Origin of the sequence: Streptomyces sp. NBC_01304 (genome assembly GCF_035975855.1) — a bacterium.
Classification (GTDB): domain Bacteria; phylum Actinomycetota; class Actinomycetes; order Streptomycetales; family Streptomycetaceae; genus Streptomyces.
The window spans coordinates 2,751,879-2,772,103 of sequence record NZ_CP109055.1; the positions used below are offsets into that span (position 1 = coordinate 2,751,879).

A 20,225-nucleotide genomic window follows, 5' to 3' on the forward strand; every position below is an offset into this window, starting at 1 on the left:
GTGCAGCGCTGCGGGAGGGAGGCTCTGACCTGGACGGGGCGGGGTGCGGCCGACTCGTACCGGGAGGGGCGGTGACGTTCGTCAGGAGGGCGGCGGTCCGGGCCCTTCGTCGGCCGGGGCCCGGGGCGGCGGGGGGACGTCCATGACCAAGGCGACGATGGTGTCGATGACGCCCCCCATGTCCACCGTGGGGTCGAGCAGCCACTGGTGCTGGATGCCGTCCGCCGCGGCAAGGGCCAGCCGGGCGAGGGCGTCCGGGGCGACGTCGGGACGGATGCGGCCCTCGTGTTGCAGGTCGGCCAGGTCGTCGCGCAGGGCGATGAGGATGTCTCCGTTGCGGACCTCGAAGAAGTCGCGCGCCGGGTGGTCGGGGAATCCGGACGCGGCCGCCATGCTCACGTACAGGCGGACCAGCCCGGCCACATCACCGCTGCGGCGCAGCGTCGCGGCCATCGGCGAGATCGGGTCCGCGTAGGTCTCCTGGGCGATCCGTTCCTTGGCGAGCCTGTCGCGCTCGGCCAGGGCCCAGATCAACAAGCCCTCACGCGAGCCGAAGTAGCGCAGGACGCCGGCCTGGGACATGCCCATGCGGTCGGCGATCTCCTTGATCAGCGCACCCTTCTCGCCGAGCTTCGCGAAGACCTCCAGCGCCACCGCCAGAATCTCGTTGCGGCGGCGGACGCCCTTCGCGTAACGGCCGCGTGGCGTACGGATGTTGTCGAGGCGCGCGGCACGCTCCGGGTCCATGCCTGAAAAGCTAGTCGAGTTCACCTTTCCCGTCCACGCTTCCCCCGGCTTCGGCCAACAGCCCCTACTGCTACCTCTTTTGCGCCATTGAACGGATGGACTCAGCGTGGTCACATGGCCATTCAGTGATGCGCACGCGACCAGGAGAGTGCACGTGGACAGCGAGTGGCTTCGCAGGTTCGCCCTACCGGGCACCCAACCCCACCGGGACGCGGTGCAGTTGTTCTGCCTGCCCCACGCCGGGGGCTCGGCCAGCGCCTTCGTCCCGCTCGCCCGCCTGCTCGCCCCTGCCGTCGATGTGCTGGCCGCCCAGTATCCCGGCCGCCAGGACCGCCGCGGCGAACCGGCCGTCGAGGACATCGCCGCCCTCGCGGACATACTCGCCGAGGAGGTCCACCGGCAGGCCACCGCGCCCTACGCCCTGTTCGGGCACAGCATGGGAGCACTCCTCGCCTACGAGGTCGCCCGCAGGCTCACTGTCCACCCGTCGACCGGTCCTGCCACGGTCATCCTGTCCGGCAGGGGCACCCCCGGCGAGCGGCCGAGCCCGCACGACCGGCTCGGCACGGACCACGAGATCCTTCGTGCCGTACGTCACTTGGGCGGGGCCACGGCGCACGTCCTCGACGATCCGGAGCTGCGTGCCATGGCCATGCCGGCGCTCCGCGCGGACTACCGGGCGCTCAGTTCCTACGTCTGGGCACCGTCGCCCCCGCTCACCGTGCCCTTGGCCGTGCTGGTCGGTGACGACGATCCCGTCGTCACCGTGGCTCAGGCCGAAGCCTGGCGGACCTTCACCACCGCCCCCACGCAGCTGCACGTCTTCTCCGGCGGACACTTCTTCCTCGAGACGCACCTGCCGCAGGTGGCACGGACCGTCGAGACGGTCCTGCTGCCGCTGCGGTCCCCGTCCGACGGGACCGCACCACGCACGTTGCAGGAGAAGTGACCACCGGCCCGGCCAGACTGCTGGCCGTCAGCGACCTGCACGTACATCACGCGGAGAATCGCAAGGTCGTCGAGGAACTGGGCTCCGGCTCGCCCGACGACTGGCTGATCGTCGCGGGTGATGTGGGCGAGTTCGTGGACGACATCGCGCGCACCCTGGGCAGGCTTCGCGAGCGCTTCGCCAAGGTCGTGTGGGCACCGGGCAACCACGAACTGTGGACCCACCCCGGTGACCGCGTGCAACTGCGCGGCGCCCACCGCTACGAGCACCTCGTGGAGATCTGCCGCGGGCTTGACGTGATCACCCCGGAAGACCCCTATCCGGTGTGGCGGGGCGAGGGCGGACCCGCCGTCGTGGCCCCCCTGTTCGTCCTGTACGACTACTCGTTCCTGGCCCCCGGGGCCAGGGACAGGCGCCACAGCATGGACATCGCCGAACGTGCCGGAGTGGTCTGCACGGACGAGCTTCTGCTCCACCCCGACCCCTATCCGAGCCGACAGGCCTGGTGCGCGGCCCGCGTCGCGGTCACCGAGGAACGCCTGGCGGCAGTACCCGACGACCTGCCCACCGTGTTGGTGAATCACTTTCCGCTGCGCCGCGAACCCACCCGCGTCCTGCGCCACCCGGAGTTCGCCCAATGGTGCGGCACCGAGGCCACGGCCGACTGGCCCAGGCGGTTCAGGGCCGCCGAGGTGGTCTACGGGCACCTCCACATTCCCCGCCTCACCCACCACGACGGCGTGCCGCACCGCGAAGTGTCGCTCGGCTACCCGCGCGAATGGCTCGGCAGAAGCAGCAGGCCCGAGTGGCCGGTACGGATCCTCGACCCGGCGCGGCGGGACAGGACGAGCTGACGAGACGAGCCGGCGAGACGAGCTCAAGACACCAGGAATGTCGATGATCGAGCTGTTGCTTCCCCTGCCCGTGGCCACCGCCGACACGTTCCACGATGTGCCGGACGCTCCGTTGTTCCCCGCGGAGGAGCGCGTCGTGGCCGCCAGTACGCCGGAACGCCGCCGCGAGTTCACCACCGTGCGGGCCTGCGCCCGCGCCGCCCTGCGCGACCTCGGCAGGGCTCCGGCGCCGATCCTGCCCGACGACCGCGGTGCCCCCGTCTGGCCGACCGGAACAGTCGGCAGCATGACCCACTGCGCCGGATACCTGGCGGCCGCGGTCGCCCCGGCCCCGGACATCGCCGCCGTGGGCATCGACGCCGAGCCCAACCTGCCCATCGCCACCGACGGCGCCCGCAAGCTGGTGATGCTGCCCGAGGAACGCTCCCGCGCGGCGGCCCTGAGAGCACACCGCCCGGAGATCCACTGGGATCGACTGGTGTTCAGCGCCAAGGAAGCGGTCTTCAAGGTCTGGTTTCCCTTGACCGGACGCGAGCTCGAATTCGAAGAGGTCTTCCTCACGGTGGACCCGGAAAGCCAGAGCTTTCGCGCCCTGCTGCTCGTGCCGGGCCCAGTCGTCGACGGGCGCAATGTGCAGGAGTTGAGCGGCACTTGGCTGCTGGGCCGAGGCACCCTGCTGACCGCGATCGCCTTGACCCGCGACGGCGCCTCCCTCACGGGAGACGGGCCGGTCCCCAACGCCCTTACACAGAAGGCCTTTTCCTGCCCCTAAAGCGTGTTGCACAAGGCTGTGATCTGGGCATCTCCGCTGTATGGCTGGGGTGTTGAGGGCAGAACGGGTGTGGGTGGAGACGTTCACCGGGCTGCGGGTGACGCAGTTTGCGCGGCTGCTGAAGGCGGTGCGCGAGCGCGGCGGCAACGGCACGCTGCAGGGCCGGCCGTGGAGTCTGCCGCTGGCCGAACGGGTGCTGGTGGTGGCGGTGTACTACCGCACGAACCTCACGATGCGGCAGCTGGGACCGCTGTTCGGTATCTCCTCGTCCACGGTCTGCCGGGTGATCCAAAGGCTCGGGCCGCTGCTCGCGCTCGAGCCGGCCTCCCGCCCGGCGGACGCACCGGAGCGACTGTGGATCGTGGACGGAACGTTGATCCCGGTCCGCGACCGGCAGGTCGGTTCCTCCAGCCGCAACTATCGGTTCTCGGCGAACGTGCAGGTCATCGTCGATGCTGACACCCGCCTGGTGATCGCTGCGGCCCGCCCGGTGCCGGGCACCACCGCGGACGCCCACGCCTGGCGGGCCTCCGGCCTCGCCGAGCACTGCCAGGGCGTCACCGTCCTTGGCGACGGCGCCTACACCAACACCGGTCTGGTCATCCCGCACCGCAAACGTCCCCGACGGTCCCTGCTACCGGGCGAAGAAGCGGACAACGCCGCGCACCGCAAGGTCCGCGCCCGCGTGGAGCATGTGATCGGCCGGATGAAGAACTACAAGATCCTCCGCGACTGCCGACAGCGCGGCAACGGCCTCCATCACGCCGTCCAGGCCGTCGCCCACATGCACAACCTCGCCCTCGCATCATGACCAGAAGACCGCGATCACAGGCCCTGACCTGCCCGAACACTGCCTTGTGCAACACGCTTTAGGGCGTGTCCTCAAACTCCCGTCGTCGCCCGAAGGGCGGCCCTGCGGCGTCCGGTGCGTGCGCTCGGCGTGCCGGGCGGAAGTCCTCGTACTGGACGTACTCGGGCTTTCGCCCGGTGCGGCGAGAGTGCGTGCCGGGCGTCGCGGGGCAGACGGGAGTTTGAAGACACGCCCTAGGGCTAAGAGGCAGACCACAAAAGAAGGGGGGTGGGGTTCTCCCGCGTCGCGGAAGAACCCCACCCCCGAATTCAGCTCACGCAGCGACCGGTTCCGCCTTCTTGGCGGCGGCGAACCGCAGCCAGAGGCCGAGTGCCAGGGAGACGACCGCGGCCACTCCTCCGGCGGCGGCGGTGAGGATCCAGCCGTGGTCGAACGCGGTCCGCGCCTCCTCCGGCGTGTCGGGCGTGCCCAGCAGGGCGATGAAGAGCGAGACACCGAGCGCCATGCCCAGCTGGCGCACCATGTTGACGATGGCCGACCCGGTGGCGAAGGCGGTCGGGGCCAGGCCGGCCGTGGCGGCGTTCATCAGCGCGGTGATGGCGAGGGCGGAGCCGGCGCCGAACAGCAGGACGCCGGGCAGCAGCACCTTGACGTACTCCGGCTGGAGTTCGGCGGTGGCGATCCACCAGACCACGCCCACGGTCATGGCGCCGGAGCCGGTCGCGACCGCCGAGGCCGCCCCGATGCGCTTGACGACCGGCGCGGCCAGTCGGGCGGCGACGGGCACGATGGCCAGGCCCGGCAGCAGGGCCATTCCGGTCCGGACGCCGGACCAGCCCCAGACGTCCTGGCACCACTGCATGAAGGAGAAGACCAGGGCGGCGAAGCTGATGCTGTACAGGAGTGCGCTGATGTTGGCCATCATGAAGGCCGGTACGCGCAGCAGGGAGAGGTCGATCAACGGGCTTTCGTGACGGGAGCACCGGAAGACGAACCAGCCGAGGACCACCGCCGCGAAGACGAACAGACCGGCGATCTGGCCCGCACTCCACTCGGGCGCCTTGACCAGGGCGAGCGTGACGGCGCTGATGGAGATCATGAGGAGCAGCGCGCCGAACGCGTCCGGGAACGGCCCCTGTTCGGGCTTCTCCTCCGTGGGCAGCGCGCGCAGCCCGGCGACGAGCGCGAAGATCCCGACGGGCAGGTTGATGAAGAACAGCCAGCGCCAGTCCGCCTGCAGGAGTACGCCGCCGACGAGGGAGCCGAACGCGGGCGCGGAGCCACCGATCGCGGCCCAGGCGCTCACCGCCTTGGCCCGCCCCTCCGGCGGGGCGGAGGCGAGCAGCAGTCCCAGCGACGTCGGTACCAGCGCGGCGGCACCCATCGCCTGCAGCACCCGGGCCGCCACGAGGAAGGGGACGTTGGTGGCGATGCCGCACAGGAGGGAGGCGACGGTGAACAGTGCGACGCCGATGAGGAAGACGTTCTTGCGCCCGATCCGGTCGGCCCAGCGGCCCGCGGGAACCATCAGTGCCGCGAGCACGATGGCGTATCCATTAAGCGTCCATGACAACCCGGAGAGCGTGCTGCCGTGGAATTCCTGATTGATCGTCGGGAGCGCGACATTCACGATGAGGGTGTCGAGTTGAGCGAGGAAGAATCCCGCCGAGATGACGAGGAAGGCGAGCCGTGCCTTTCTGCGTGCGTCGCCCGCATCAGGGGGCGCGGCGGATGTCTGGGGCGGTGCAGCTACGCCTTCACCGGTGGTCATGGTCGATCTCCATAAGACGTGGGGTCTCGATAGACGTGGGGGCTCGATTTGTCGTGGGGCCCGATGGACGTGGGGGCCCGATGGACGTGGCGCCCGATGGACGTGGGGGCCCGATAGACGTGAGGGCTCGAATTGCCGTGGGGGGCTGATCTCATGCTAGGGAGAGTGGCGAGCCGGAGACATACAACGAAAGGGCCATCGGGAGCGGCTTGCGGCCGGCACCCGTCTCTGGCCCCCCCTCCCAGGGAGCTGCCCCTGGCCCCGGGGGACAGGGCCAGGGGCAGGCTTGGGGGGAACCCGTCAGAGGCGGGCTCGGGGGTGAGGTCGGGGGTGGGTTCGGGGGTGAGGTCGAGGGCGGGCGGATGTCAGGCGCTCTGTGGGAGCCGCGCCCGTGCGTCCCGCAGGTCGGCGGCCGGGGCCACGATGCGCCGTGTCTGCAGGCTGACGCCCAGGAGCGTCCCGTCGGGCGTCCACAAGGAGCCCGATTCCAGGGTCCAGCCGGAGCCGGCCTGTTCGGTACGGACCTGGATCAGGGCCCAGTCGTCCAGACTCCCGTCCGTCACCTGGTCGGTGAAGCGCACCGAGATCTCCGCCGAGGGCACCGGGACGGGCTCGTCCAGGACCCCGTAGAGCGCCGGTGGCATCGAGTCGAGCAGGACGAAGACCGCCTCCGCCGGTTCCAGGTCGAGGTTCTTCAGCCGTATCCACGCGGCCAGTTGGGCCTCTTCGCCGCCCGCCAGCGGGCGCGCGCCGGGCGCCATCCGGACGGAGAGGTGCTGGGCCACCGGGATGAGGTCCGGCAGGAGGTCCAGTTCCGGGCAGTCGGCGACGTCGGGGACGTCGGGGACGCGCGACTTGCGGTACAGCGTGCTGTCCTCGGTGGCGTCCTCCGCGAACAGCGCCGTCGCCGTGGCGGCGGGCTGGCCGTCGTGGTGCAGCGTCGACCGGGTCACGGCGCTCGAAAGGTTCCGATGCTGGACCTCGGTGGACAGGCGCAGCGGTGCCGTACGGACCGGCGCGAGGAACGAGGCGTGCACGGAGCGCGGCGCCATTCCACCGGCCAGGCGCCGGGCGTGCCGCATCATCATCGCGGCGAGCAGCCCGCCGTGCGCGGAGTGCCAGGACCACCAGGACGGGTCGAGCGCGGGAAGGTCCACATCACTTCGGGTCGGGTCGGACATCGGGACTCCTTCAAGTCGTATGACCAACAGGCGGTGCGGGTGTCAGAGGGAGGTACGGGCGGCGCCGCGGATCCGGTGCCGGGCGTTGACCAGCCCCGCGCGGGCGAGCACCCGCGGGGCGAGGAACTCCCGGACCCCGATGAACCGGCTCGCGTAGCGGTGCAGATGACGGGCGGTCTGCGGATCACGGACCGCCCCGGCGAACAGCTGCCGCTCGATGGGGTTCATCGGCCGTCCGCCCGCGTAGTCGGCGATGAGGAACTGCTGGCCGCGCAGCCGGGCCCGGTGCTCGCGCCGGTACTCGGCCAGGCCGCGGTCCACCTCGCCGGGCCCGAGGTGCAGCCGCTCCTTGGTGGCGGCGACGAGCCAGGACGCCGACTGGAAGGCCCAGCCGACGCCGACGCCCCAGATGGGGTCCGAGCACAGTCCGGCGTCCCCCACGAGCGCCAGGCCCGGCGCGGTCGGCTCGCGTTGCAGCAGGGGGTAGTCGGTGGTGCCGATGATCTTCGATACGCGTTCGCCGGCGCTCAGGTCGGGGCCGCCCGGCAGCCTGCTCAGATACTCGGTGTACGCACCGTCCAAGTCAGCCTTGAACGCGGGCAGATGGCTCTTGCCGGGTGCGCAGGCGATGGCCGTGAGCCCGCCGTCCGTCGGATTGGCGTACGCCATGTCCTGGCCGAACCAGATGTAGCTCACATCCGACTTCGGCAGTACGTCCCCGCGGTAGTAGGCGAAGTAGCTGAAGCGGCTGTTGGCGACGGACTTGGTGGGGATTCCCGCGTACTCGGCGACGGATGAGTTCCTGCCGTCCGCGCCGACGACGAGCCGGGCCCGGATCTCCCGCTCCTCGCCGCCCTGCTTGATGCGCACGCCGACGGTGCGCCCGCCCTCGCTCACCAGGTCGACGGCCTTGGCACCCAGCTGAACGTCGACGCCCTCGGTGTCCAGGGCGATGCGGCGCACGATCGGATCGAGCGTCTCGCGGCGCACGTTGAAGCCGTACGGCAGTGGCTCGCCGCCGGGTTCCGGCTCCGGCTCGATCCAGCCCCAGCGGGTCCACCAGGCGACGGGCAGCGTGCGCGGCGCGCCCGCCCGCTCGATGAGCGGCGTGACGCCGAGCTCCCGCATGAGGGGCACGGCCGAGGGCTGTATGTAGTGGTTGCACAGCACTTTGTAGGCGTCGGGGCTCTTGTGCCGCTCGATGAGCGCGACGCGTGCGCCCGCCCGCGCGTAGAGGATCGCCGCGGTGCAGCCGGCGATGCTGCCGCCGACGATCGCCACGTCATAGGTGGAGTGGTTCATGAGGCTGCCGGCTCCCTGATCGCTGCGACCTGGCCGTACATGTCGAGCAGGTTGTCGCCGACCCAGTACTCCGCGATGAGGCCGTTCTCGTCGAGGCGCAGGATGTCGTGGCCCTGGATGTTGACCTCGGTGCCGGCCGGGGCGGTGGCTCCGCGCGGTTTGCCGCCCTGCCAGGTCCCGCGGAAGCTCCACCGCCCGATGACGTGGTCGTCGCTGACGAACGGGCCGACCGCGGTGATCATCTTCGATTCGGAGAAGTACGAGTGCCAGACGTCGATCCAACGGACCACGGCTTCCGGGCTGTTGATGAGGTGTGATTCCGGCATTTCGTAGGCGGCGAGATGGCACACCAGGTGCGGCGCGATGATGCTGTCGCCGACGGCGAACTTCTCGGAGTCGGGGAAGTCACCGCTCCACAGGCCGATCCAGCGGTGCCACAGGTCGGCCTTGGCGCGTACCGCGGGCGTATCCACGACGGCGTTGGACATCTGCGTCCCTTTCGTTCTGCTGCTCGTGAGTCGTAGGTCGTTGTGTTGGGTGGGCGGGTGGTGGCGGTGGGCGTCAGGACCTGACCGGGTTGCGGATCGCGCCGAGCCGTACGTACATGTCGATGAGGTTGTCGCCGACCCAGTACTCCGCGACGCGGCCGTCCTCGACCCGCAGGACGTCCACGCCTGCGAACTCGACCTCGGTGCCCGCGCGAGCCGTTGCGCCCAGCGGCTCGCCGCTCTGCCATACGCCGGTGAACTTGCGGCGCGCGAGGATGTGGTCGTCGTTGACGAACGGGCCGAATTCGGTGGCGAGCAGCGACAGGGAGAATCGGGAACGCCACTGTTCGAGCCAGCGGACCAGGGAGTCCGGGCTGTCGATCGGCTCCAGTTCGAAGGGCCTGCCGAAAGCCGGGAGATGGGTCTCCAGCTTGGGGGCGATGACGCTCTCGGCGAGGTCGTAATTCCCGTTCCACAGGTCGACCCAGCGGTGCCAGAGGTCCGTGTTCACGTGGGTCTCGGGATTTTCCTGCACGACGATGGGCATGGCGGTTCCTCTCCTGGTGTGAATGAGTGGTTGCTCAGCGGGCGTTGATCGGCCGGCGGGGTTGATCAGCTCGCGGCATCGATCAGGGCGAAGATCTCGCGCGGGCTCACCGGGGTCGCGAAGAGCTCTTCCAGCCGCCGCAGCTCATCTCGCCGCGCCTCTTGTCGCGGCCCCTCCTCCGTGATCCGGTCCGATCCCGCGCCGGCTGCGGCGGGAAGGCCGAAGACGCTCTCCGCGAGGTGGGCGGCGACGGCCTGCGGAGTGGGGTGGTCGAAGACGAGGGAGGCGGGCAGGCGCAGTCCGGTGGCGGTGTTGAGCCGGTTGCGCAGCTCCACGGCGGTCAGCGAGTCGAAGCCGAGCTCCTTGAACGCCCGGTCCGCTGCGACGGTCGCCGCATCGGCGTGCCCCAGCACGGTGGCCACGGTGGACCGGACCAGTGCCAGGACCGCACCCGGCCGCTCCCGCGCCTCCAGGGAGCGGATGGTCCGGGCCCAATCCCCGCCGCGTGAGGCCTTATTGGTGCCTGCGGTGCGGCGTCGGCGGGGCGCGAGGGTGCGCAGCAGCGGTGGCAGCGTCTCGGGATCGGCGTTGCGCAGGGCCGTGCGATCCACGGCAGCGGCGACGAGCTGCGCCACATCCGTACGCAGCGCACCGTCGAGCAGCCCCAGGCCGGCCTCACTGGAAAGAGCCCTGATACCGGAACGGGCAAGACGCGCACGATCCGCGTCATCGAGCTGCCCACTCATCGCACTGGCCTGCCCCCACAGACCCCAGGCCAGCGAATGCCCAGGCAGACCAAGGCAGTTGCGATACGCGGCGAGACTGTCGAGGAACGTGTTGGCGGCGGCATAGCCGCTCTGCCCCGCATTGCCGATCACACCCGCGATCGACGAGAACACCACGAAAGCAGACAGCTCCAGATCCTTCGTCTGCTCGTGCAGATTCCACGCCGCATCCACCTTCGGCCGCAACACCGCCGCCACACGCTCCACCGACTGGCCCTCCAACAGGCCGTCGTCCAGCACACCCGCCGCATGGATCACGGCAGTCAGCGGACGCCCGGCCGGGACAGCGGCGAGGACGCCGGCCAGGGCATCGGCATCCGCCGCATCGCACGCGGCATAGGTGACAGCTGCCCCCAACTCAGCCAACTCTGCGGCGATTTCGGCAGCATCGGGCGCATCCTGGCCACGCCGCGACAGCAACAACAGATTCCGCACACCGTGTACGCGTACGAGATGCCGGGCCACCAGCGACCCCAGCGTGCCCGAAGCTCCCGTGATCAACACCGTGCCCGCCGGATCCAGGACCGGGAGCTCCCGCGCACCGGACACCGGGACCTGGCCGAACCGAGGAGCGAACAACACTCCCTCACGTACGACCAGTTGAGACTCACGACCGAACAGGGCGGCCATCGGAACCGTCGCCCCCTCGTCCTCCAGGTCGACCAGCACGAACCGTCCCGGATGCTCCGACTGCGCCGTGCGGATCAGGCCCCACGCCGTGGCGGCACCCAGGTCACCCGGCGCGTCACCGCCACCCACGGACACGGCGCGGCAGGTGACGACGACGAGGCGGGCCTGGCCGAACCGCTCCTCCGCCAGCCAGTACTGCGTCAGCCCCAGCACCTCACCCGCAATGCGGTGAGCAGCAGCCGAAGGCTCCTCCCCCGCACCGGAAGCCACCGACACCACCACCCGCTCCGGCACCACACCGAACGCGGCAAGCTCCATGAGCTCCTCGATGCCGGACACTTCGGCGACGCGGCCCGGCTCGGCCACCGCCGGCACCGGAAGCGGCTGCCACTCGACCCTGATCAGCTCGCCGTCGGCAGGCCCGCCCGTGGCGCCCCGTGCCGCTTGCATGAGGCGGTCCAGCGTGATGGGGCGGGCCCGCAGCGCGGCGACCCGTCCGGCCAACAGGCCGTTCTCGTCGGCGAGTTCGACGACGTACTCGTCGCTGCCGCGCACGCCGAGCCGCACCCGCAGCCTCCTGGCCGCCACGGCGTCCAGGCGCACACCGCCCCAGGAGAACGGCAACCGCACCTCTCCGGTGCTGTCCTGTCCGGTCAGCACCAAGGGGTGCAGCGCGGCATCCAGCAGCGCCGGATGCAACGCGAAGCCACCGGGGTCGGTGTCGGGGCTCAGGGAGACCTCGGCGTAGAGGTCGTCGCCGACCCGCCACAGGGTGTCGAGGGCCTGGAAGACGGGCCCGTACTCGTAGCCGCGCTCGGCGAGCCGGTCGTAGGCGCCGGCGAGGTGCACCGGCTCGGCGCCCGCCGGCGGCCACTGGCCTGTGGCCCAGTCCGCCGCGGCAGGAGCCTCCTCCGCGAGGACGTGTCCGGTGGCGTGGCGCACCCACTCCTCGTCGTCCCCGACACGGGCGTACACGACGACCGGACGCCGGTCGTCCACGCGGGCGCCCACGGTCACCTGTATCCGGACTCCGCCCTCGTCGGGCACCAGGAGCGGCGCTTCGAGGGTGAGTTCCTCGACGGCGGGGCAGCCGGCGCGCGCTCCCGCGACGGCCGCGAGCTCGACGAGGGAGGCACCGGGCAGGAGCACGGCGCCCGCCACGGCGTGGTCGGCCAGCCACGGGTGCGCGGCCAGCGACACGAGGCCGCTGAGCACCACGCCCGAGTCGCCGCCTAGGTCCACCGCCGCCTCGAGGAGCGGGTGGCCCGTCCGCTGCAGGCCGACGGCGGAGACGTCCCCGGCCCCGGCCGGCACGTCCAGCCAGTGGCGTTCGCGGTGGAACGCGTACGGGGGGAGCTCGATCCGGCGGCGCGGCCGGCCGTCGCCGGACAGGAGCGCCGTCCAGGCCACGGCGCCGCCGCCGCAGTGCAGTTCGGCCGCCGAGTCGAGGAAGCGGTCGATGCCGCCCTCGCCTCGGCGCAACGTACCGACGAACAGCGCTTCGGCGCCCATGTCGGTCAGGGTCTCCTCCACCCCGTACGCCAGGACCGGATGGCCGCTGCTCTCGACGAAGGCGCCGAAGCCGTCCCGTACCAGGGCGCGTATCGCGCGCTCGAACTGCACGGGCCGGCGCAGGTTCTCGTACCAGTACGTGGCGTCCATGCCGGTGGTGTCGTCGAGCAGCTCCCCGGCGAGCGTGGAGTAGAAGGGCAGCCGTCCCTGACGGGGTGTGAGGTCGGCGAGCGCGGCCAGCAGGGCGTCGCGCAGCCGCTCCATGTGCGGGGAGTGCGACGCGTAGTCCACCGGAACCCGCCGGACCCGCACCTGGCGTGCGTCGCCCGCGGCCATGAGCGCGTCCAGGGCGTCGGCGGCGCCCGAGACGATGGTCGACGCGGGGCCGTTGACCGCCGCCACGTGCAGGTCGTCGGCGACTTCGGCGAGCAGGGCCGCCGCCTCGTCGGGCGGGAGCGCCACGGATGCCATGCCGCCGTCGCCCGCGATCCGCGCGATGGCGCGCGAGCGCAGCGCCACCACCTTCGCGGCGTCGTCGAGCCCCAGCACACCGGCGACGCAGGCCGCCGCGATCTCGCCCTGGGAATGGCCCACCACCGCGGCCGGTACGACCCCGAGGGACTCCCACACGGCCGCGAGGGAGACCATCACCGCCCACATCACCGGCTGGATGACGTCGACGCGGGCCAACTGCTCCTCGTCCTCGAGGACTTCGGTCAGCGACCAGTCGACGTGCGGGGCAAGTGCCTGTTCGCACTCGGCCAGTCGCTGCGCGAAGACCGGTGACACGGCGCTCAGTTCGGCACCCATGCCGGCCCACTGCCAGCCCTGACCGGGGAAGACGAAGGCCACCCGGTCCGTGGCCGCCCTCGACGCGGTGCCCGCCGTCACCCGGGGGTGCGGTTGCCCGGCGGCGAGTGCGGCGAGCCCGTCCAGCAGCTCCTGGCGGTCGCCTCCGAGCACGACCGCGCGGTGGTCGAACGCCGCACGGCCGTCGGCGAGGCTGAACCCCGCGTCGAGGGCGCCGAGTTCGGGGATGCGGGAGAGGTGGTCGTGGAGGCGTCGGGCCTGGGCGCGCAGGGCTTCGGTTCCTCGCGCCGACAGCACCCAGGGGACGAGGGCGGCTTCCTCGAAGACGAGGTCCGGTCCGTCGCCGAGCGGCGGGGCAACCGTGGGCTCGGCGTCGGCGGGCGCCTCTTCCAGGATCACGTGAGCGTTGGTGCCGCTGATGCCGAACGAGGAGACGGCCGCACGGCGGGGTCGTTCGCCCCGTTCCCACGGCACGGGCTCGGTGAGGAGGCGTACCGCTCCCGCCGTCCATTCCACGTGCGGGGTCGGCTCGTCCGCGTGCAGGGTCCTGGGCAGGCTTTCGTGGCGCATCGCCATGGCCATCTTGATGACGCTGCCGACGCCTGCGGCGGCCTGGGCGTGTCCGATGTTGGACTTCAACGACCCGAGCCACAAAGGCTGTTCGGCATCACGGTCCTGGCCATAGGTGGCCAGCAGCGCCTGTGCCTCGATCGGGTCCCCGAGCCGCGTCCCGGTCCCGTGCGCCTCCACCGCGTCCACGTCGCCCGCGGTGAGACCGGCATCGGCGAGCGCGCCCTTGATGACGCGTTCCTGGGCGGGCCCGTTGGGCGCGGTCAGACCGTTCGAGGCGCCGTCCTGGTTGACGGCCGTGCCCCGCACCACCGCGAGGATCCGGTGCCCCCGCCGCCGCGCCTGCGACAGGCGCTCCACGAGCAGCAGGCCGACCCCTTCCGCCCAGCCCGCTCCGTCCGCCCCGGCGCCGAACGACTTGCAGCGCCCGTCCGGGGACATGCCGCGCTGGCGGGAGAACTCGACGAAGGTGGTGGGGGTGGCCATGACGGTGACGCCACCGGCGAGGGCCATCTCGCACTCGCCGCGCCTCAGCGACTGGACCGCCAGGTGCAGCGCCACCAGGGACGACGAGCACGCCGTGTCCACCGTCAACGCCGGCCCTTCGAGCCCGAAGTGGTACGCGAGGCGCCCCGACGCCACACTGCCCGCGCTGCCCGTGCCCAGGTATCCCTCCAGCTCCTCCGGTACGTCACGTACGCGCGAGGCGTAGTCGTTGTACATGACGCCCGCGTACACACCGGTGCGTGTGCCGCGCAGGGACGCGGGGTCGATTCCCGCGTGTTCGAAGGTCTCCCAGGCGGTTTCCAGGAGCAGCCGCTGCTGTGGGTCGGTGGCGAGTGCTTCGCGCGGGCTGAGTCCGAAGAACTCGGCGTCGAACTCGGCGGCCCCGTAAAGGAATCCACCGGTCTTCGCGTACGACGTCCCGGCGGATTCCGGGTCCGGATCGTAGAGGGATTCCAGGTCCCAGCCGCGGTCGGCGGGGAAGTCGCCGATGGCGTCCACTCCGCCGGCCACGAGGTCCCAGAGCCCCTCCGCGCCGGAGACCCCGCCGGGATAGCGGCAGGCCATCCCGACGACCACGATCGGATCGTCGTCGGCCGAGTGCGCCGGCTGCTCCGCCGCCCGCCCGTGCTCCACATCCGGCTCACCGAGGAGTTCGCCGCACAGGTGGGCGGCGACGGCCTGCGGAGTGGGGTGGTCGAAGACGAGGGAGGCGGGCAGGCGCAGTCCGGTGGCGGTGTTGAGCCGGTTGCGCAGCTCCACGGCGGTCAGCGAGTCGAAGCCGAGCTCCTTGAACGCCCGGTCCGGCTGCACCGACTGGGCCGAGGCATGTCCGAGCACTCCGGCCACGGCAGTGCGTACGAGATCCAGCACGGCACGTTCGCGGGCCTCGACGGGCAGGGCTCGTACAGTCTCTGCCCAGGTCGCCGCGTTGGTGGCGGTCGCTGCGGTGCGGCGTCGGCGGGGCGCGAGGGTGCGCAGCAGCGGTGGCAGCGTCTCGGGATCGGCGCTGCGCAGGGCCGTGCGATCGACGGCCGCGGCGACGAGCTGCGCCACATCCGTACGCAGCGCACCGTCGAGCAGTCCCAGCCCGGCCTCGCTGGACAGGGCCTTGATACCGGAACGGGCAAGACGCGCACGATCCGCGTCATCGAGCTGCCCACTCATCGCACTGGCCTGCCCCCACAGACCCCAAGCGAGTGAATGCCCAGGCAGACCAAGGCAGTTGCGATGCGCGGCGAGACTGTCGAGGAAGGTATTGGCGGCGGCATAGCTACTCTGCCCCGCGTTGCCGATCACACCCGCGATCGACGAGAACACCACAAACGCCGACAGCGACAGATCCTTCGTCTGCTCGTGCAGGTTCCACGCCGCATCCACCTTCGGCCGCAACACCGCCGCCACACGCTCCACCGACTGGCCCGCGAGTAGGCCGTCGTCCAGCACACCCGCCGCATGGATCACGGCAGTCAGCGGACGCTCCACAGGAATCCGCGCCAGCACCTCCGCAAGAGCCCCACCATCCGCCACGTCACACCCGGCGTAGGTGACAGTTGCTCCCAACTCTCGTAGTTCAGCGAGGAGTTCATCGGCGCCGGGCGCGTCCGCGCCACGCCGCGACAGCAACAACAGGTGCCGCACACCGTGTACGCGTACGAGATGCCGGGCCACCAGCGACCCCAGCGTGCCCGAAGCTCCCGTGATCAGCACCGTGCCCGCCGGATCCAGGGTCGGAAGCTCTCCCTGAGCGGCGTCGGGCACGCGAGCCGACGCGACACCGGGCAGGGGCGCGAGGCGCGGGGCAAGCAACTCCCCATTACGTACAGCCAGTTGGCTCTCCTCGCCGTACAGGGCGGCCGCCGGAACCGTCGCCCCCTCGTCCTCCAGGTCGACCAGCACGAACCGTCCCGGATGCTCCGACTGCGCCGTGCGGATCAGGCCCCACGCCGTGGCGGCACCCAGGTCACCCGGCGCGTCACCGCCACCCACGGACACGGCGCGGCAGGTGACGACGACGAGGCGGGCCTGGCCGAACCGCTCCTCCGCCAGCCAGTACTGCGTCAGCCCCAGCACCTCACCCGCAATGCGGTGAGCAGCAGCCGCAGGCTCCTCCCCCGCACCGGAAGCCACCGACACCACCACCCGCTCCGGCACCACACCGGACGCGGCAAGCTGGTCCAGTTCGGCAGCGCCCGTGACTTCCACGACCGAGCCCGTCTCCACCTCCGACGACTCCGACGACTCGGCCGTGAGGGGCTGCCAGTCGACGTGGAGCAGTTCGCCGTCCGAGGAGTTGCCGCCTGCTGTCAGCCGGTCGGTACCGAGCGGACGCAGCGCGAGTGAGCCCACTTCGAGGACTGGTTGCCCCTGCGTGTCGAGGGCCGTCAGCCGGCCGTCCGAGCTCCAGTGGACCCGCAGCCGGGTCGCCCCGGTGGCGTGCACCACCACGTCGCTCCACGAGAACGGCAGCAGCAGTTCCCCGCCGGTGGCGACGGCCTCGTGGGCGAGGGGGTGCAGGGTGGCGTCCAGCAAGGCGGGGTGGACGCCGAAGCGCTCCGCGTCGTTGTGCTGCGGCTCCGGCAGGACGACTTCGGCGTACGTCTCGCCGCCGCGTCGCCACAGCGCCTGTACGCCTTGCAGGGCGGGCCCGTACGCGTATCCGGCCTCGGCGAGACGAGGGTAGAAGTCCGCCAGGTCCACCGGCTCCGCGCCCTGCGGCGGCCACTGCGTCGACGTGGCCGTCGGCCGCACTTCGGCGCTGCTCAGCCAGCCCTCCGCGTGCGTGACCCAGTCCTGCGACGGGTCCGCGTCGCCGGACTGGGAGAACACCCGCAGGGGGTGGCGCCCGGTCTCGTCGGCCGCGCCGACCGTCACCTGCAGTCGCAGCCCGCCCGCCGCCGTGAGCAGCATCGGCGCCTGGAGCGTCAGCTCGTCCACTCGTGTCGCGCCGATGTGCGCCCCTGCCTCGGCGGCCATGTCCACCAACGCCGCGCCGGGCACGAGGACTTGCCCGTACACGGCGTGGTCGGCCAGCCACGGGTGCGCGGCCAGCGTGACACGGCCGGTGAACAGCAGACCGTCGGTGTCCCCGAGGCCCACGACGGCGCTGAGGAAGGGGTGCTCGGCGCCCTGCAGACCGAACGCGGTGGCATCGCCCGAATCCGCCGGTGTCTGAAGCCAGTAGGCGGTGCGCTGGAAGGCGTAGCCGGGCAGCTCCACCTGCCGTCCGGAGAGGGACAGCGGGCTCCAGTCCACGACGGCTCCCCCGGTGTGTGCCGTACCGAGGGAGGTGAGCCAGCGCTGAGGTCCGCCCTGGCCGCGGCGCAGGGTCCCGGTGACCGTGCCCTTGCGGCCGGCGGCGGTCAGCGCCTCCTGGACGCCGGACGCGAGCACGGGGTGGGCACTGGACTCGACGAACAGGTGGTGGCCCTGCTCGATGAGCTCCTGGACCACGGGCGCGAAGCGAACGGTGTGGCGGAGGTTCTGGTACCAGTACTCGGCGTCAAGGACGGCGGTGTCGGCCAGGCGTTCGCCGGTCAGCGTCGAGTGGAAGGCGATGTCGCAGCTGCGCGGCTCGATGCCGTCGAGCAGCCGCAGCAGTTCGTCGTGCAACACCTCGACGTGCGGGGAGTGGGAGGCGTAGTCGACGGCGATCCTGCGCGCCTGTACGCCGTCCGTCTCGTAGCCGGCCATCAGCTCGTCGAGCGCCTCGGTGTCCCCGGAGACGACGGTGGAGCCGGGGCCGTTGACGGCGGCGACCACGACTCGCTCGCCCCAGCGCTCCCGCAGTCGCTCGCGCACCTCCTCCTCGGGCAGCGGCACCGACACCATGCCGCCCCGGCCGGCGATGGCCTGGAGCGCGCGCGAGCGCAGGGCCACGACCTTGGCGGCGTCCTGGAGCGACAGGGCTCCGGCCACGGCGGCGGCCGCGATCTCCCCCTGCGAGTGGCCGACCACGGCGGCGGGGGTGACACCGTGCGACTGCCAGAGCGCGGCCAGGGAGACCATCACCGCCCACAGCACGGGCTGCACGACGTCGACCCGCTGCAGGGACGGCGCACCTGGTGCGCCGAGCAGCACATCGGTCAACGACCAGTCCACATGGGGGTCGAGGGCGTCGGCGCACTCCTCGATGCGGCGCCGGAAGACCGGTGACGCGGCGAACAGCTCGACCGCCATGCCCTCCCACTGGGATCCCTGCCCCGGGAAGACGAAGACGGGGCGTGCGTCGCCGTCGACGGTGCCGTGCGCGATGTCGGCGCCGGGCGTGGCGGGCTGCCCGGCGGCGAGGCCGTCGAGTGCGCGCAGGAACGCCTCGGTCTCCGTGGCGACGATCACCGCGCGGTGGTCGAAGGTGGTGCGGGTCGTGGCGAGGGAGAGTCCGACGTCCGCGGGGTTCAGTCGGCCGTCGGCGGCGACGAAGTCGCGCAGCCGACGCGCCTGGGCGCGCAACGCGTCGTCCGAACGGGCCGAGAGGGGCCAGGCGGTGGGGGTGTCGGCGGCCTCCTTGACGGGGGTCTCGGGGGTCCCGGGGGTCTCGGGGGTCGAGGATTCGGGGGCGTGGGGGTCTTGGGCGGGGGTCTCTTCGAGGATGATGTGGGCGTTGGTGCCGCTGATGCCGAAGGAGGAGACGGCAGCACGCCGAGGCCGCTCCCCGCGCTCCCACTCGACGTCTTCCGTAAGAAGTCGTACGGCTCCTGAGTCCCAGTCCACGTGCGGGCTCGGCTCGTCCACGTGCAGCGTCCGCGGCAGCGAACCATGCCGCATCGCCTGCACCATCTTGATGATCCCGCCCACGCCGGCGGCGGCCTGACTGTGGCCGATGTTCGACTTCAACGAGCCCAGCCACAACGGGCGTTCGGCATCTCGTTCCTGTCCGTAGGTGGCCAGGAGTGCCTGCGCCTCGATCGGGTCGCCGAGGCGCGTGCCGGTCCCGTGCGCCTCCACGGCATCGACCTCGGCGGCGGTCAGCCCGGCATCGGCCAGCGCACTGCGGATGACCCGCTCCTGCGCCGGACCGTTCGGGGCGGTCAGGCCATTGGAGGCACCGTCCTGATTGACAGCGGAACCCCGCACCACGGCAAGGACCCGATGGCCCCGGCGACGCGCCTCCGAAAGACGCTCCACCAGCAGCAGACCGACACCCTCGGCCCAGCCCGTGCCATCGGCGGCAGCCGCGAAGGACTTGCACCGGCCATCGGCCGACAGACCCCGCTGCCGCGAGAACTCCACAAACGTATTCGGCCTGGCCATCACCGTCACACCACCGGCGAGAGCCATCTCGCACTCACCACGCCGCAACGACTGCACCGCCAAGTGCAACGCCACCAACGACGACGAGCACGCCGTGTCCACCGTCAACGCCGGCCCCTCAAGACCGAACGAATAGGCAAGCCGACCGGACGCCACACTCGCCGTGCTGCCCGTGACCAGATACCCCTCCAGCTCCGCGGGCGTCTGCCGTACGCGCGTTCCGTAGTCCCCGTACATGACGCCCGCGTACACACCGGTGCGTGAGCCGCGCAGCGTCGCCGGATCCAGGCCGGCGTTCTCGAAGGTCTCCCAGGCCGTCTCCAGGAGCAGCCGCTGCTGCGGATCCGCGGCGAGTGCTTCGCGTGGGCTCAGCCCGAAGAACTCGGCGTCGAACTCGGCCGCCCCGTAAAGGAATCCACCGGACTTCGTGTACGACTTCCCGACCGCCTCCGGATCCGGGTCGTACAACGACTCCACATCCCAACCACGGTCACCCGGGAAGTCACCGACCGCATCCACACCACCGGCCACCAGATCCCACAAGCCCTCCGCATCCGACACACCACCCGGATAACGGCACGCCATCCCCACCACCGCGATGGGCTCGTGCTCCTTCGCCTCGATGTCGCGAAGGCGCTGACGGCTCTCGGCCAAGTCGCTCGTCACGCGCCTGAGATAGTCGCGGACCTTGTCTTCGTTCGCCATGGAGGCATGCCTTTCGGAGTGGCTGACGCCAAGT

11 protein-coding genes are annotated in these 20,225 nt (G+C 71.3%); 4 read left to right on the top strand and 7 right to left on the bottom strand.

All coding sequences use genetic code 11. The features are described 5' to 3' along the window. Nucleotides 1-81: 81 nt before the first annotated feature. On the bottom strand, nt 82-747 hold the full coding sequence (locus OG430_RS12020; RefSeq protein WP_327352451.1) for a TetR/AcrR family transcriptional regulator: 666 nt from the start codon (nt 745-747) through the stop codon (nt 82-84). Between the two features lie 154 nt (nt 748-901). On the opposite strand from OG430_RS12020, the gene OG430_RS12025 reads away from it, so the two are divergent. The 4 genes from OG430_RS12025 to OG430_RS12040 are packed head-to-tail and all read left to right on the top strand — an operon-like array spanning nt 902 to nt 4,133. Then, the gene (locus tag OG430_RS12025; RefSeq protein WP_327352452.1) at nt 902-1,696 is read left to right on the top strand and encodes a thioesterase II family protein; all 795 of its coding nucleotides are present in this window, start codon (nt 902-904) and stop codon (nt 1,694-1,696) included. After that, the gene (locus OG430_RS12030; RefSeq protein ID WP_327352453.1) at nt 1,693-2,550 is read left to right on the top strand and encodes a metallophosphoesterase family protein; all 858 of its coding nucleotides are present in this window, start codon (nt 1,693-1,695) and stop codon (nt 2,548-2,550) included. The genes OG430_RS12025 and OG430_RS12030 overlap by 4 nt, the downstream gene beginning before the upstream one ends. A gap of 43 nt (nt 2,551-2,593) precedes the next feature. Then, entirely contained in the window at nt 2,594-3,322 is a 729-nt protein-coding gene (locus OG430_RS12035) for a 4'-phosphopantetheinyl transferase family protein (protein ID WP_327352454.1), read from the top strand. A 40-nt stretch (nt 3,323-3,362) separates the two neighbouring features. After that, a complete protein-coding gene (locus tag OG430_RS12040) occupies nt 3,363-4,133 on the top strand; it encodes a transposase family protein (RefSeq protein WP_327351289.1) in 771 nt (256 codons plus the stop codon). 313 nt (nt 4,134-4,446) lie between these two features. Here the strand turns inward: OG430_RS12040 and OG430_RS12045 are convergent, their stop codons facing one another. The 6 genes from OG430_RS12045 to OG430_RS12070 form a co-directional block, all read right to left on the bottom strand. Continuing rightward, nucleotides 4,447-5,904 (bottom strand): MFS transporter, encoded by a 1,458-nt coding sequence (locus OG430_RS12045; protein ID WP_327352455.1) that lies wholly within the window; start codon nt 5,902-5,904, stop codon nt 4,447-4,449. A gap of 365 nt (nt 5,905-6,269) precedes the next feature. Continuing rightward, nucleotides 6,270-7,085 carry a thioesterase family protein gene (locus OG430_RS12050; RefSeq protein ID WP_327352456.1) on the bottom strand — a complete coding sequence of 272 codons (816 nt, stop codon included), beginning with the start codon at nt 7,083-7,085 and terminating at the stop codon, nt 6,270-6,272. A 42-nt stretch (nt 7,086-7,127) separates the two neighbouring features. Next, the gene (locus OG430_RS12055; RefSeq protein WP_327352457.1) at nt 7,128-8,387 is read right to left on the bottom strand and encodes an FAD-dependent oxidoreductase; all 1,260 of its coding nucleotides are present in this window, start codon (nt 8,385-8,387) and stop codon (nt 7,128-7,130) included. Next, the gene (locus tag OG430_RS12060) at nt 8,384-8,875 is read right to left on the bottom strand and encodes an ester cyclase (RefSeq protein WP_327352458.1); all 492 of its coding nucleotides are present in this window, start codon (nt 8,873-8,875) and stop codon (nt 8,384-8,386) included. Before OG430_RS12060 ends, OG430_RS12055 begins: the two co-directional genes overlap by 4 nt. Nucleotides 8,876-8,948: 73 nt before the next feature. Then, nucleotides 8,949-9,422: an ester cyclase gene (locus OG430_RS12065; protein WP_327352459.1), complete on the bottom strand. Its 474-nt coding sequence runs from the start codon at nt 9,420-9,422 to the stop codon at nt 8,949-8,951. Between the two features lie 65 nt (nt 9,423-9,487). Then, the gene (locus OG430_RS12070) at nt 9,488-20,152 is read right to left on the bottom strand and encodes an SDR family NAD(P)-dependent oxidoreductase (protein WP_442816708.1); all 10,665 of its coding nucleotides are present in this window, start codon (nt 20,150-20,152) and stop codon (nt 9,488-9,490) included. Nucleotides 20,153-20,225: the final 73 nt, after the last annotated feature.